Annotated in this window: 11 protein-coding genes; 10 read left to right on the plus strand and 1 reads right to left on the minus strand. The window is 65.2% G+C overall.

The annotated features are described in order from the left end of the window. The first annotated feature begins 48 nt into the window (after positions 1–48). The 8 genes from ACIBG0_RS24205 (at position 49) to mtnC (ending at position 7,680) form a co-directional block, all read left to right on the plus strand. The gene (locus ACIBG0_RS24205; RefSeq protein WP_397035238.1) at positions 49–834 is read left to right on the plus strand and encodes an alpha/beta fold hydrolase; all 786 of its coding nucleotides are present in this window, start codon (positions 49–51) and stop codon (positions 832–834) included. Next, positions 834–1,130 (plus strand): MGMT family protein, encoded by a 297-nt coding sequence (locus ACIBG0_RS24210; protein WP_397035239.1) that lies wholly within the window; start codon positions 834–836, stop codon positions 1,128–1,130. The genes ACIBG0_RS24205 and ACIBG0_RS24210 overlap by 1 nt, the downstream gene beginning before the upstream one ends. A 39-nt stretch (positions 1,131–1,169) precedes the next feature. Then, entirely contained in the window at positions 1,170–1,913 is a 744-nt protein-coding gene (locus tag ACIBG0_RS24215; RefSeq protein WP_397035240.1) for a VOC family protein, read from the plus strand. A 96-nt stretch (positions 1,914–2,009) separates the two neighbouring features. Beyond that, entirely contained in the window at positions 2,010–3,785 is a 1,776-nt protein-coding gene (locus ACIBG0_RS24220; RefSeq protein ID WP_397035241.1) for an NTP transferase domain-containing protein, read from the plus strand. A 92-nt stretch (positions 3,786–3,877) separates the two neighbouring features. Continuing rightward, a complete protein-coding gene (locus ACIBG0_RS24225; protein WP_397035242.1) occupies positions 3,878–4,069 on the plus strand; it encodes a hypothetical protein in 192 nt (63 codons plus the stop codon). Between the two features lie 691 nt (positions 4,070–4,760). Then, positions 4,761–6,428, plus strand: a complete 1,668-nt coding sequence (gene mtnA, locus ACIBG0_RS24230; protein ID WP_397035243.1) for an S-methyl-5-thioribose-1-phosphate isomerase — start codon at positions 4,761–4,763, stop codon at positions 6,426–6,428. Then, the gene (locus tag ACIBG0_RS24235; protein WP_397035244.1) at positions 6,425–7,000 is read left to right on the plus strand and encodes a 1,2-dihydroxy-3-keto-5-methylthiopentene dioxygenase; all 576 of its coding nucleotides are present in this window, start codon (positions 6,425–6,427) and stop codon (positions 6,998–7,000) included. Before mtnA ends, ACIBG0_RS24235 begins: the two co-directional genes overlap by 4 nt. After that, entirely contained in the window at positions 6,997–7,680 is a 684-nt protein-coding gene (mtnC, locus tag ACIBG0_RS24240) for an acireductone synthase (protein ID WP_397035245.1), read from the plus strand. The genes ACIBG0_RS24235 and mtnC overlap by 4 nt, the downstream gene beginning before the upstream one ends. Positions 7,681–7,735: 55 nt before the next feature. Here the strand turns inward: mtnC and ACIBG0_RS24245 are convergent, their stop codons facing one another. Beyond that, positions 7,736–8,491, minus strand: coding sequence for a helix-turn-helix transcriptional regulator (locus ACIBG0_RS24245; protein WP_397035246.1), 756 nt, complete (start codon positions 8,489–8,491; stop codon positions 7,736–7,738). A 980-nt stretch (positions 8,492–9,471) separates the two neighbouring features. On the opposite strand from ACIBG0_RS24245, the gene ACIBG0_RS24250 reads away from it, so the two are divergent. Together ACIBG0_RS24250 and narH are read left to right on the plus strand one after the other, a co-directional pair. Further along, positions 9,472–13,251, plus strand: a complete 3,780-nt coding sequence (locus ACIBG0_RS24250; protein ID WP_397035247.1) for a nitrate reductase subunit alpha — start codon at positions 9,472–9,474, stop codon at positions 13,249–13,251. Position 13,252: 1 nt separating this feature from the next. After that, on the plus strand, positions 13,253–14,998 hold the full coding sequence (narH, locus tag ACIBG0_RS24255) for a nitrate reductase subunit beta (RefSeq protein WP_397035248.1): 1,746 nt from the start codon (positions 13,253–13,255) through the stop codon (positions 14,996–14,998). Position 14,999 lies beyond the last annotated feature (1 nt).

Here is a 14,999-nt window from a genome sequence, read left to right on the forward strand (position 1 = left end):
GGTCGGACACAGCGCCTGGATCTGCGGCGGATTCCCAGATGCGCCACTATGAGACCTGTGTCGCCTCTCAATGTGTACCGGTTCGGGCCTGACGACGGCCCGAAAGTCCTGGCCCTGCACGGTGTCACCGGCCACGGCAAACGCTGGGAGGATCTCGCCACCCGATACCTGCCCGATGTCCGGCTGATCGCTCCCGACCTGCGCGGACACGGTCGCTCGACCGCGTTGCCGCCGTGGAACTTCGAGACCATCGTCGAGGATCTGGTCGAACTGCTCAACGCGGAGACCGACGAACCGGTGGTCGTCGTCGCGCACTCCTTCGGCGGCGCCTGTGCCCTGCATCTGGTGCATCACCATCCGCATCTGGTGCGCAAGCTGATCCTGCTCGATTCGGCGATCGCGCTGGAGGCCGAGCGCCTGATGGATATCGCACTGTCCAGCCTGGCCTCACCGGACTACGACACGGTCGAGCATGCCCGCCAGGACAAGATCGCGACCGGCTGGGGCGAGGTGGAGCCGCGCCTGCTCGATACCGAACTCACCGAACATCTGATGCCAACCGCGGACGGCCGGGTCGGCTGGCGGATCAGCCTGCCCGCCATCAACTCCTACTGGGGTCAGCTGGCCAGGCACTATGTGCTGCCACCCAGTGACCTGCCGACGATTCTGGTGCAGGCCATGAAGGTGATGCCACCCTTCGTCACCCCGGAGTTCCGCGCCGCCCTCACCGCGCATATGGGCGCGGATCTGACCGTGCTCGAATGGGACTGCGACCATATGGTCGCCCAGGCTCGTCCGGCCGAGACCGCGGCGCTGATCCGATCGGTTCTGTAGTGCCCACCACCGACGCCGAGGTCGAGCGGGTGCGCGCGCTAGTTGCGACCGTGCCGCCGGGCCGGGTCGTCACCTACGGTGATATCGCCGCGGCGGCGGGATTGTCCACCCCGCGCACGGTCGGCTGGATCATGCGCACCGACTCCGCCGATCTGCCATGGCATCGGGTGATCGGTGCGGGCGGTAAGCCCGCCGCGCACCTGGCCGATCGTCAGTTGCGCCTGCTGGCCGCCGAGGGTGTGCCGATCCGCGAGGGCCGAGTGGACCTGCGCGCCGCGCGTTTCCGGCTCCCGTAAACGGCCCCGCCGCCCTCGATCGGCGGTTAACGTTGAAATATGTCCACCCGCCTGGTGTGTGTCGTCTTCGATGCCGACCGGCCCCGGTTCGTCGCGGACTTCTGGGCCGAGTTGCTCGGCTGGACGGTGACCCTCGACCGCCCCGACGAGGTCGATGTGGCGGCACCCGATCCGGACGGCCTCGACCTAGCCCTGACCTTCCTGCCGGCGGCGCGCGCGAAGGACAGCAAGAACCGGATGCATTTGGATCTGGCCAGTCGCTCGCTCGACCATCAGCGGGTGCAAGTGGACCGCGCATTGGCGCTCGGCGCACGTCACGTCGATATCGGGCAGGGCGCGGTGCCGTGGGTGGTGCTCACCGATCCGGAGGGCAACGAGTTCTGTGTGCTGGAGCCGCGCGAGGAGTATGTGGATACCGGTGCGGTCGCCGCCATCGTGATCGATACGCACGATCCGGCGCGGCTGGCCGAGTTCTGGTGCACCGCCTCCGGCTGGCCCATCGCCTACGGCGGCGCGCGGGTGGCCGGGCTGCGCTCGGCGACGGGGCTCGGTTCCTGGCTGGAGTTCGTCCATACGCCTGATGTGAAGTGCGGCCGCAATCGACTGCGCCTGGACCTGGCGTCCTTCCCCACCGACGATCCGGCCACCGAGGTCGCCCGATTACGTGCGGCGGGCGCGACCCCGGTCGACGATGCGGATGGTGCGCCCGGGGTGGTGCTCGCCGATCCGGAGACGAATGAGTTCTGCCTGCGCCGACCGGCCCAGGATTATTCGACGGTGTAGTCCTTCGACCGCTGGAACCCGGCCGCCCTCCCCGGATCTGTACACCCGACGAATTAGCATGTCGGCCATGCCCTCTCTCGCGCCAGGCACTGACCGGTGACCGCCGCCGACGCGATCGTGCTCGCGGGCGGACGCGCCAGCCGCATGGGGGGCGTCGATAAGCCCGCCATCGTGATCGGCGGTCGATCCATGCTCGATGCGGCCCTGGCTGCGGTGGCACGGTGTGCGCGGACTGTGGTGGTCGGACCGCATCGGCCGGAATTGGACGCGCGGATCGTGCAGGTGCGGGAGGTGCCGCCGGGTTCGGGTCCGGTCGCCGCGGTGGGAGCCGGATTGCGCGCGCTCGGCCCGGCCCCCGCCCCGCTGGTGGTGGTGCTCGCGGCGGATCTGCCGTTCCTGTCGCAGGCGACAGTGACCGAGTTGATTCGGCACGGCTCCGAATCCGGCGCTGATGCGGTCTTCGCGGCCGACGAATCCGGTCGACCGCAGTATCTGATCGGCGTGTGGCGGCGGACGGCGCTGGCGGCTGCGTTGGACCGGCTGGATTCGCTGATCAATCAGCCGATGAAGGCGCTGATCCCGCCGGATACGGCTACCGTCACCATGGCGGGTATCGCCGATTGCGATACCGAGGAGCAGGTGCAAAGGGCCAGGATGGCTTGGGACACCGGTGCGACTCGACCCGCACCGCAAGCTGCGGTTTCGGCAACACCGCTGCCACTCGACGAGGCACGGGATGTCCTGCGCGCCAATATCTCTCGACTCACCGAGTATCGTGCCGAATTGGGTTCGGTGCGCGGCGCCGCGCTCGCCGCGCCGCTGACAGCGGTCGCATCACTGCCGCGCTTCGATGTCTCCGCGATGGACGGCTACGCGGTAGCCGGTGACGGACCGTGGCGTTTGCGGCGCGATATCGGCTTCGCGGGCGGTCGGCGGCCGGTCGGGCTGCTGCCCGGTGAAGCGGTGCGGATCGCCACCGGAGCACATGTGCCCGACGGCACCACGCGGGTGCTGCGTGACGAATTCGCGCGGATCGAGCATGACGAAATGCTGTACCAACATGAGGATTCCCCGCTGCGCGACGATATCCGCCGCCGCGGCGAGGACCGCGCCCCCGGCGATCTCGTCGCTCCAGCCGGCACACCGGTCACGGCTGGGCTGATTTCCGCCGCCGCCAGTGTGGAGGTGACCGATGCGGTGGTACGCGGCCCGGTGCGGGCCCGCATCATCATGACCGGCGACGAGATCCGCAGCACCGGCCCGCTGCAGACCGGCCAGACCCGCGACTCGATCGGGCCGATTCTGCCGGATGTGCTGTCCTGGTATGGAATTCGGGCGATCGATCGGGTGCACCTGCGCGATACTCCGCGCGGCTTCGACGAGGTGCTCGGTGCGGCGCACGATTGCGATCTGCTGGTGATCGTCGGCGCGACCGGCGGTGGCGCGGCGGACCAGTTGCGCGGGGCGATCGCCCGCGCCGAGGCCCGAATCCTGGTGCACCGCTTGAAATTGCGTCCGGGCGGCTCCACTGTAGTCGCCGAATTATCCAGCGGTACAACCATTCTCGGTCTGCCCGGAAATCCCTTCGCGGCTGTTGCCGTGCTGATGGCGCTCTCACCCGCGCTCGTCGAGGGCCGAACCGGAAGCCACCCCTCGCGGCCGTTGATCGGGCCGCTGCGCAATGCGAGCGCGATCTCCGGGCCCGCCACCCGCATCGTCCCGGCACGACTCGCCCCCTACGGCGGTTGGCTGGGCGATCCGCAGATCCGCACCACCCATCTGGGCGGCCTTATCGACCGTGACGGCCTGGTCGTCGTCCCCGCCGCGGCCACCGACGACGACCTCGTCGAATTCCTCCCGCTCCGGGTGTAAAGAATCGATTTCTTCTTCCACTGCTGATGTCCGCTCGCTATTGTGTGATGGTTAGGCGAATACAACATCACTTCGGAAAGGACCGAGTGGAGATGGCTGAAAAGTCGAAGAAAACGCCTAAGAAAATGCCCAAGCAGATGGAACGGCAGCAGCAACAGCAGCGCCAGGACCAGGGCATGAACCGATCCGGCCAGACCAGCGATCGCGATCGCATGGAAGGCGATCAGCGAGGCCAGGGTTCAGAGCGGCGAGGCGCTGACCAGCGCCGAACCGGACAGCACTGATCTGAAACGGGCCGCCGGTTCCTCAGCGTGAGCCGGCGGCCCGGTTGTGCGTGGCTCGTCTCGTTTCCCGGTGTCGGGTTCGGAGCCGTTGGAAAACTATTCACGGCAATATGTTCCGGCCGGTCGATCTTTATCCTTTCGAACGCGTCACGCCTGGTTCGAATTTTTCCGCCGATGGGCATGCCCCGGCGGGTTGCCTTTTGCACGCGGAAATTATGCGTGCTATTCGTCGAATGACGATTCCAGCACATAAGCAATCATTTTCGACTCGCCCGTTGAGCCGGATGTCAGGCGCCGAGACGCAGTGGCGCCGGCCGTCGGGGATGCGCCGGGCGACTGCTTCGGAGGAGGCGGCGTGTGTAGTCGGCCCGAGGGGATGCGAATACCTCGGCGACGGGTCCGGTTTCGACGACGGCACCCGCGCGTAGGACCACCATGGGGTCGGCGAACTGGCGGACCACCGCGTGGTCGTGACCGGTGTCCTCGATACTGGCGAGATTGACTGCCGACCCACCGTGCGGTCAGCGTTCAGGACCAGACGATCGAGGGATCGAGGCGGTGGAACGCGAGGCGGAGTTCGTCGCGGAATGACCCGGATGTAATGACGACGCGGATTTTCGGCGGCAACGCCCGTCCGATACCGTTGACCAGGGGCAACACCCGACTCCGCACGAAGCGAAGGATGCACCTGATGAACGACAGTTCCCTGATTTGGGACGATGGTGCGCTGGTCACCATCGACCAGCGCGAACTGCCGCATGAGGTGCGCGAGCTGCGGCTCAGCACGGTCGACCAGGTAATCGATGCGATCAAGACACTGGCCATCCGCGGTGCCCCCGCGATCGGTATCGCCGGTGCCTTCGGGGTGGTCATCGCCACCGCCGCGCATACCACCGATGGTGTCGTCGATGTGGTGCGTGCCGAGGCGGACGCCGCGCGGATCGCCGACGCCCGGCCCACTGCCGTCAATCTGGCTTGGGCGGTGCACCGGGTGCTGACCAAGGTGCCGCTCGGTGCGGATGCGGTACTCGCCGAAACCCTGGCCATGCTGGCCGAGGATGGGCGGGTCAATCGGGCGGCCGCCACCCACGCCGCCGATCTCGTGCAGCGGCTGTGTCCGGACCGACCGCTGCGGGTGCTCACACATTGCAACACTGGGCGACTGGCAACCAGCGCCTTCGGCACCGCGATCGGGGCGATGCGGGTGCTGTCCGAGCGCGGTGCGATCGAGAACGTCCTGGTCGATGAGACCCGGCCGCTATTGCAGGGTGCCCGGCTGACGGCCTGGGAGCTGGCCGAGGCGGGCATACCGCATCGGCTCACCATCGATTCCGCCGCCGCCTGGGCGATGGCGACCGGTCAGGTCGACTGCGTGCTGGTCGGCGCGGACCGGGTGACCGCCAATGGCGATGTCGCGAACAAGATCGGCACCTACGGGCTCGCTATCGCGGCCAACCACCATGGCATTCCGTTCATCGTGGTCGCGCCGGAGTCGACGCGTGATCCGAAGATGGCGACCGGTGCGGATATCGTCGTCGAACAGCGGGCCGCGGCCGAGGTCACCGGATTCGGCGGTGTCACAACGGCTCCGGTCGGTACCGAGGTTTTCAACCCGGCCTTCGATGTGACACCCGCGGAGTTGGTGACAGCGGTCGTCACCGAGCTGGGTGTCGTGTACGGCGCCGATACCCAAGGTGCGGCCATCGCCGATGTCGCCCGCGAGTTGTACGAGCGGGGCTGGATGCCGGGCACGGCGGGCAATATCTCGGTGCGCACCGGCGATACCGCGGTGATCACCGGCAGCGGTTTCTCCAAGGGCGAATTGACCAGTGCGGATATGGTGACCGTCCGCATCGCCGATTCCATGCCGACGCCGAATCAGCAGCGTAAGCCTTCGGCGGAGACCACAATTCACACCGCGGTGTACCGGACAACCGGTGCCACCGCCGTCGTCCACATTCATCCGCCCTACGCGACTACCACCGCGACGCGGTTCGGCTCCTCCGACGCACTGACCACCCTGCGGATCACCGACTACGAACTCATCAAAGGCCTGGTGGCCAAGCAGCCGGACGGCACCTCTCCGACCGTCCTCGACCTGCCCGTCTTCCCGAACTGGCCCGACGTCGCGCGCATCGGCGCGGATATCGAGGCTTACCTGCTCGAAAACCCCACCGCCGCACCGGTATTGGCGATCGCTGGTCATGGGATCACGACATGGGGAGACAATCTTTCCCAGGCACGCGACCGCGCCGAATGCCTCGAGGCCCTGTGCGAGCTGGTAACCCGCACCGGCCGTCGGCAGCCCTTTGCCGCGCGCAATCCGAACGAGATCCTCGAGATTGGACTGACATCATGACGCTGTTGCAGGTTATGGCCGCCGACGATGCCGACAGGGTACTGCTGCGCACCACCGATGATGCGGTGATCGGAGCCGAATTGGCCGCCCGCGGTATCACTTTCGACCGCTGGCCGGTGCTGGTCAATGCCGTCGAGACCGCGTCGGAGGAATTGCTCGCCGAATACGAGGACCGGGTGGCCGAACTGAATGCCTCCGGCCGCTACAAGCATATCGATATCGCTCGCATCCATCCGGACGACGCGAATCCGGAATGGCCGCAGATCGCCGAGGGCGCGCGGGCGAAGTTCCTGAACGAGCATCGGCACGCCGAGGACGAGGTGCGGTTCTTCGCGGCCGGACGCGGCTGCTTTTATCTGCATCTCGGTGCCGAGGTCGTGGCGGCGGTATGCGAAGGCGGGGATCTGCTTTCGGTCCCGGCGGGCACCCTGCACTGGTTCGATATGGGCACTCGGCCCGATTTCATCGCCATCCGCTTCTTCGAGGAGGAAGACGGCTGGGTCGGCGATTTCACCGGTGACCCGATCAGCTCGGGTTTCCCAACCCTCGATCAGCTGCTGACGGCCCCGTGATCGCCACCGTCGTCATCGATATCGAGGGCACCACCAGCCCAACCAGTTCGGTGCGCGAGGACCTCTATGGCTACACACGCGCCCGCCTGCCCGAATGGCTGGCCGAAAACCGCACGGCTGCGGCTGCTCCCATTATCGCGGCGACCCGCGAACTCGCCGACCGCCCCGATGCCGATACCGACGAGGTCGCCGCGATCCTGCGCGACTGGCTCGGCTCCGATGTGAAGGCCGAACCGCTCAAGGCTGCGCAGGGCATCATCTGCGCCGAGGGGTTCCGCAACGGCGCGCTGCACGGGCAGTTCTTCCCGGATGTCGCGCCCGCCCTCGCCGCCTGGCACGCCGCTGGTCTTCGCCTGTTCGTCTACTCCTCGGGATCGGTACGCAACCAACAGGATTGGTTCACCTTCGCCCGTGGCGGCGATCTTGCCGCACTGATCAGCGGCTACTTCGACTTGGCCAGCGCGGGACCGAAACGCGAACCCGCCTCCTACGAAAAGATCGCCAGCGCCATCGGCACTCCCGCCGATCGCATCCGGTTCCTGTCCGACCATCCTGACGAACTCGATGCCGCTGTCACCGCGGGCTGGTCGGTGACCGGTGTCCACCGGCCCGGTGAACCGAATCCCGCACGTCCGCCGCATCATTGGATCTCCTCATTCGCGGAACTGACGCTGCCCTGAGCTATTCGCCTGCCGTGCGAGTCAGGGGTGGGCCATGCCTCTGCGGCCGTGCCGGTCAGTGACTGGTGCAACGGCTCGGAATGCCGAGGAAGAATTGGATCCTCCCGGGATGATTGCCCGAATCCACCCGGAACAGTTGAACATCGAGGCGATGGCACTCCCCGGATCCCAGATCGCGCAGATGCATGGGCCGATCCCGACCGTAGGTGGTGCCGCCCGCGGCCCACATTCTGCGGAAGTCCGGATACGCGCCGAGTTCGTCGAGGAATTCGATGGACCAGGCGGTATCGCCGGACTGACCGATCAGTCCGCGCAGCCAGTCGACGGTGAGCGCGGCCTCACGCTCCCATTCGACCATCACCTGTTTGGACAGCTCATTGCCGAAGAACCAGCGCAGTACATTCACATCGTCGACCAGACCGGGAAAGGCGGCCGCGTAGGAGTCATTACAGGACAGGACATTCCACCGGGTATCGACATAGCCCGCCGCATTCGGCTCGTGCAGGCGCAATCCATCGCGCATATCCGCGCCGATCTCATTGCGCAGTTCGACTACGGAGGGGAAGCGGTCCACGCCCAATCCGGCCAGATCGAAGAACAGTCTGCGTTCGGCATCGGTGAGCGGCGCGATCCGATCCAGATATCCGACCAGCGCATTCACCACCGTCCTGGTCGGATGTTCCCGGTCGCCGCCCTCCAGGTGGGTGATATAGCTGGTGCTCACGCCCGCGGCGAATGCCAACTTTTCCCGAGAAATGCGTCGATCGTCGCGCAGTCTGCGCAACTCGCCCCCGAACGTTGGCGGGCGCACTCGAGCCCCGTCGCCGCCATCGGTCGACCTGCTTGGCACAGCAATACACTCCCATGAAACTGTAGATGTATCAACAAAGTTGGCAGTCTGCACAGAAGGCGAGCCGATCCAATATTAAACGACGTGTTTGCTCCAATTTCCCGACCGGCCTCCCCGTGTCTGTCGACACACGCAAGCGCGAATGCTCAAGGGCGCCAATAACATTCACGCCGAAGCCACAAAGCGCTGATACCGCGTCCAGAGAGCTTCTGGCGTATCGAGCCTTGGTTCGGAGGGTTCCGCCGAACGCAGTCGGATGCTGATCGCCCCCACCCCCATTCGACCGCCATATGACTACGCTCGGCGAGCAGCGGGAGGGGACGGGGCCGGTTACCTGCACACGGCGCTGGCTCGGCCGCTTTCGATGGGGCACACCGAGCGGGATGCCTGGCCGGGAGGGACTCAGGCGAAGCGGGATGCGACGACCACCCTGAGCGCCGCGGGGGCACCGCGACTTACGCATCGCCACCTCTGCGGCACTCGATGGCGCCCTCGAATCACGCCATGCGTCGAATAATAATTTGGCGAGGTATCCATCGCCGAAACTGTTGGCAAACCGACAGCGAATGGATCAGCAGGGCGAAGAATGGCTGCGCGCGGACCGATTCGAACACCGTGCGTGGGTGTGGAATCGGCCTCACGAGCCCCCGCCGGATGTGTTAACAAATGTAAACCGCCTGAGAACCGGTGGTTTCCAAAGCATCACCGGCTAGTCCCCGAAACACTATCCGCAAGCCGCGTTTCGGCCGGTCAGAGCGGATCCGCCCTGGTCACATCGATGTCTTCGGCATTTCACGGCAATCGCGCGGTGACCGCCACGTTGCGTCGACCTCACACCTCACGATCAACCGCTGCGGGCTGTGAGAGATTCGTTTGGACGTGCGTCGCGACCTCCTTACAGTCGGTGCAACAGCCCGATTTCACAGCTCGAAGGGGGCGTCGTGGTTAATTCGCGCACTCAGGCTTCCGCGTCCTCCGATTCGGTCGATCGGCAATCCAGCGACGTAAGTGACGCACTGCTGCGTCTCGGCAAATATTTCCACCGGGGCGAGGTCTCGGCGGATCAGCGCAGCCTGCACCAGGTGGGTGGACGCAGTGCCGATGAGTTCTATCGGGATCGCTGGTCGCACGACAAAGTGGTGCGCTCCACGCACGGGGTCAACTGCACCGGGTCCTGTTCCTGGAAGATCTACGTCAAGGACGGCGTGATCACCTGGGAGTCCCAGCAGACGGACTATCCCTCGGTCGGCGCGGATAAGCCTGAATACGAACCGCGGGGCTGCCCGCGTGGCGCGTCCTTCTCCTGGTACACCTACTCCCCCGCGCGGGTGCGCTATCCGTATGTGCGCGGTGTGCTGCTCGAGCTGTACCGCGAGGCGAAGGAGCGGCTCAAGGATCCGGTGCTGGCCTGGGAAGCGATCGTCGAGGATCCGGAGAAGGCCAAGAGCTACAAGTCCGCTCGCGGTAAGGGCGGATTCGTGCGCGCGGAATGGTGGGAGGCCGCCGAAATCGCGGCCGCCGCACACGTACACACGATCAAGAAGTACGGGCCCGACCGAGTGGCCGGATTCTCTCCGATTCCGGCCATGTCGATGGTGAGCCATGCCGTCGGCGCACGGTTCATTTCGCTGCTCGGCGGCTCGATGCTGTCGTTCTACGACTGGTACGCCGACCTCCCGGTGGCCTCCCCGCAGGTATTCGGCGATCAGACCGATGTGCCGGAATCAGCCGACTGGTTCGACGCGGGCTACCTCATCATGTGGGGTTCGAATGTTCCGGTGACCCGAACCCCGGATGCGCACTACATGACCGAGGCGCGCTACCGCGGGCAGAAGGTCGTGGTGGTCTCGCCCGACTACGCCGACAACACCAAGTTCGCCGATGAATGGGTGCCCGCGCGGCCGGGAACCGATGCGGCCCTTGCCATGTCGATGGGCCACGTGATCCTCAAGGAATTCTTCGTCGAGCGCAGCACGCCCCGATTCCTCGACTACATCAAGCGCTACACCGACCTGCCGTTCCTGGTGTGCCTCGACGATCCGGAGGGTTGGGACGCCAATGGCAACTACCACCACGACGGTGCGCTGCCCGGCAAATTCCTCACCGCCGCCGATCTCGGTCACACCGACGAAACCGCCGAGCACAAGATGGTGCTGCTCGATGCGCAGGGCAATCCGGTGGTGCCCAATGGTTCACTCGGACATCGCTTCACCGAGGGTGATGCTGGCAAGTGGAATCTGGATCTCGAGGGCGTCGATCCGCTGCTGACCCTGCACGACCGCGCCGATCAGCGCCCGGTCGCGGTGCAGCTGCCGCGCTTCGATACCGATACCGCGGGCGTGCTCGTGCGCGGTGTTCCGACGATCACCGTCGCGGGTAAGCGAGTCACTACGGTGTTCGATCTGCTGCTCGCGCAGTACGGCGTCGGACGCGACGGACTGCCCGGCACGTGGCCGACCGGCTACGACGATGCAGCGGAGCCATACACCCCGGCCTGGCAGGAAGCAATTACCGGCGTACCAGCGGCACAGGCACAGCGGATCGCCCGTGAATTCGCCGATAACGCCGATAAATCCGGCGGACGGTCGATGATCCTGATGGGTGCGGGCACCAATCACTGGTTCCACTCCGACCAGATCTACCGTTCCTTCTTCACACTGACGCTGCTCACCGGCTGTCAGGGCGTCAATGGCGGCGGTTGGGCGCATTACGTCGGCCAGGAGAAGTGCCGTCCGGTAACCGGTTGGTCCACCCTGGCATTCGGATTGGACTGGCAGCGACCGCCGCGGCAGATGCAGGGCACGGTGTTCTGGTACCTCAGCAATGACCAGTGGCGCTACGACCCGTTCACCGCGCAGTCCTTCGCCTCCCCGCTGAGCACCGGAAAATTCGCGGGCCGTACCGCCGCGGACAATATTGCGCTGGCCAGCCGTCTCGGCTGGATGCCGAGTTATCCGACCTTCGACCGCAACCCGCTGGATCTGGTGGACGAGGCCGAGGCCGCTGGCAAGACCGCACCCGAACATGTGGTGGACGGGCTGAAATCCGGTGATCTCCGCTTCGCCTGTGAGGATCCCGATGCGCCGGAGAACTTTCCGCGCTGCCTGACCGTGTGGCGGGCGAATCTGCTCGGCTCCTCCGGTAAGGGCAACGAATACTTCCACAAGCACCTGCTCGGCGCGGACTCCAATCTGCAGACCACCGATACCGCGGGTGTGCGGCCGCAGGAGCTGGTCTGGCGCGAGGAAGCACCGAGCGGAAAACTGGATCTGCTTTTGTCGCTGGACTTCCGGATGACCAGCACCACACTGTTCTCCGATATCGTGCTGCCCGCCGCCACCTGGTACGAGAAGCACGATCTGTCCTCCACCGATATGCACCCGTTCGTGCACGCCTTCTCCCCCGCCATCTCCCCGCCGTGGGAGGCCAAGACGGACTTCGACGCGTTCCATCGGATCGCGCGCGGATTCTCCTGGATGGCCGAGAAGCATCTGGGCAAGCGCAAAGATATCGTCGCGGTACCGCTGCAGCACGATTCGCCGGATGCGCTGGCGCAGGCCGGTGGACGCGTACTGGACTGGAAAGCCGATGAGTGCGAGCCGATTCCGGGTAAGACCATGCCGAAGCTGGTCGTGGTCGAGCGGGACTATCCGAAGCTCGCGGAGAAGATGGCCGCGCTCGGACCCCTGATCGATACGCTCGGCGTCACCACCAAGGGCGTCACCACGCATCCGAATGAAGAGGTGGCCTACCTAGCCGGGGTGAACGGCACCGCGGTTTCCGGTGTGGCCCAGGGACGTCCGTCGCTGGCCAAGGACACGCATGCGGCCGAGGCGATTCTCGCGCTGTCGGGAACCACCAACGGCAGGCTCGCCGTCGAGGGTTTCCAGGCGCTGGAGCGGCGCACCGGCACCGAGTTGGCAGACCTCGCCGCCGAGCACGAGGGTAAGCGAATCACGTTCGCCGACACCCAATCCCGGCCGGTACCGGTGATCACCTCACCGGAATGGTCGGGTAGCGAGACCGGTGGTCGGCGGTATTCGCCGTTCACCATCAATACCGAACGACTCAAGCCATGGCACACCCTGACCGGGCGCCAGCACTTCTACCTCGATCACGACTGGATGGCCGAACTCGGCGAGCAGCTGCCGGTCTTCCGGCCGCCGCTCGATATGAGCGCGCTGTTCAGTGAGCCAGGGGTGGGGTCCGTCGGTGACAACGGCGTCACCGTTCGGTACCTGACCCCGCATTCCAAGTGGTCCATCCACTCGGCGTACCAGGACAACCTGCACATGCTGACGCTCTCGCGCGGTGGGCAGTCGATCTGGATGTCGGATAGAGACGCCGCGAAAATCGGTGTGTCGGACAACGATTGGATCGAGGCGGTCAACCGGAACGGTGTGGTTGTCGCGCGAGCCATCGTCAGCCACCGGATGCCAGAGGGCACGGTATTCATGTACCACGCCCAGGACCGGGCGGTGGACGTGCCGCGCATCGAGGGCGCTCCCGGCGGATTCGATTGGGGCGCACCGGATAAGCAGCCGGGCAAGGGTAAGCGTGGCGGCATCCACAATGCGCTGACCCGCATCATGATCAAGCCATCGCATCTCATCGGCGGTTATGCGCAGCAGTCCTTCGCGCTGAATTACCACGGCCCCACCGGAAATCAGCGCGACGAAGTGACCACCATTCGGCGGCGCTCGCAGGAAGTGGAGTACTGACATGCGTGTCATGGCACAAATGGCCATGGTGATGAACCTGGACAAGTGCATCGGGTGTCACACCTGCAGCGTCACCTGCAAGCAGGCGTGGACCAACCGCGGTGGCACCGAATACATGTGGTTCAACAATGTGGAAACCCGGCCGGGACAGGGTTATCCACGGCAGTACCAGGACCAGGAGAAGTGGAAGGGCGGCTGGACGCTCAATAAGCGCGGCAAGCTGACCCTGAAGTCGGGGTCGCGGCTGAAGCGCCTGCTCAATATCTTCGCCAATCCGGATCTGCCCACGGTTTCGGACTACTACGAGCCGTGGAGCTACGACTACGACAACCTGCTGTCCGCGCCCGCCATGGACACCAGTCCGGTCGCGCGGCCGAAATCGCTGATCACCGGCCAGGACACGAAGATCACCTGGGGCGCCAACTGGGACGACGACCTCGGCTCGGGACCGGAACAGGTCGGTAAGGACCCACTGCTGGCCAAGCTGTCGGATCAGGTGAAGCTGGAGTTCGAACAGACCTTCATGTTCTACCTGCCGCGGATCTGCGAGCACTGCCTCAATCCGTCCTGTGTGGCCTCGTGCCCGTCGGGTGCGATCTATAAGCGGTCCGAGGATGGCATTGTGCTGGTCGACCAGGACAAATGCCGTGGCTGGCGACAGTGCGTCAGCGGCTGCCCGTACAAGAAGATCTACTTCAACCACAAAACGGGCAAGGCGGAAAAATGCACGTTCTGCTATCCGCGCGTGGAAGTCGGTATTCCGACGGTGTGTTCGGAGACCTGCGTCGGTCGGCTGCGCTATATCGGCGTCATGCTGTACGACGCGGACGCCGTGGAGGCGGCGGCCTCGGTCACCGAAACCAAGGATCTGTATCCCTCGCAGCTCGGGGTGTTCCTCAATCCGCATGATCCACGGGTGATCGCGGAGGCCGAACGGGCCGGGATATCGCCGGAGTGGATCGAGGCCGCGCAGAATTCGCCGGTCTACAAGTTGATCGTCGATTACCAGATCGCGCTGCCGCTACATCCGGAATACCGGACCATGCCGATGGTTTGGTACGTGCCGCCGCTGTCGCCGGTGGTGGATGTGCTCGCCGAAACCGGCCATGATGCCGAAGATGCTTCGAATCTGTTCGGCGCCATCGACGCATTGCGCATTCCGGTCGAATACCTGGCCGAATTGTTCACCGCCGGTGAGATCGGGCCCGTGCGAGCGTCGCTGCAACGGCTGGCGGCCATGCGGTCGTTCATGCGGTCGGTGAATCTCGGTGTCGAGCCGGATCCGTCGATCGCGCCGTCGGTGCGGTTGGAGCCGGAGGAGATCGAGGCGATGTACCGACTGCTTGCCATCGCGAAATATGAACACCGGTACGTGATTCCGCACGGCGCTACTTCACAGGCGCACGAACTGGATTCGCTGGCGACCGGATGCAGCCTGGATACCGACGGCGGGCCGGGTATGACGGCATTCGACACAATGGTGGAGAAGTTCCATCTGACCGACACCAATGGCGCTGCGCCGGAGGCGAAGTCGAACCGGATCAATCTGTTGAACTGGGATGGGCGCAGCACCGAGGGTCTGCTGCCCAGCGCGCACAATGGCAATGGGGCCAATGGGCACGACAACAATGGTTCGGCGAAAAACGCTGCGGCCACCAATGGTTCGGCCACCAATGGTTCGGGACCGACTACGAATGGCGCTACAAACGGTTCCGTCACGCCGACGCCGACCGGAGCGAGCAAATGAA

Origin of the sequence: Nocardia sp. NPDC050630, assembly GCF_044457245.1 — a bacterium.
Taxonomy (GTDB): Bacteria; Actinomycetota; Actinomycetes; order Mycobacteriales; family Mycobacteriaceae; genus Nocardia.

What these genes read in the sequence shown, in the direction of transcription:
- ACIBG0_RS24205 (WP_397035238.1), top strand. Translation starts at nt 49, where the DNA reads ATGAGACCTGTGTCGCCTCTCAATGTGTACCGGTTCGGGCCTGACGAC.
- ACIBG0_RS24215 (WP_397035240.1), top strand. Translation starts at nt 1,170, where the DNA reads ATGTCCACCCGCCTGGTGTGTGTCGTCTTCGATGCCGACCGGCCCCGG.
- ACIBG0_RS24225 (WP_397035242.1), top strand. Translation starts at nt 3,878, where the DNA reads ATGGCTGAAAAGTCGAAGAAAACGCCTAAGAAAATGCCCAAGCAGATG.
- mtnA (WP_397035243.1), top strand. Translation starts at nt 4,761, where the DNA reads ATGAACGACAGTTCCCTGATTTGGGACGATGGTGCGCTGGTCACCATC.
- ACIBG0_RS24235 (WP_397035244.1), top strand. Translation starts at nt 6,425, where the DNA reads ATGACGCTGTTGCAGGTTATGGCCGCCGACGATGCCGACAGGGTACTG.
- narH (WP_397035248.1), top strand. Translation starts at nt 13,253, where the DNA reads ATGCGTGTCATGGCACAAATGGCCATGGTGATGAACCTGGACAAGTGC.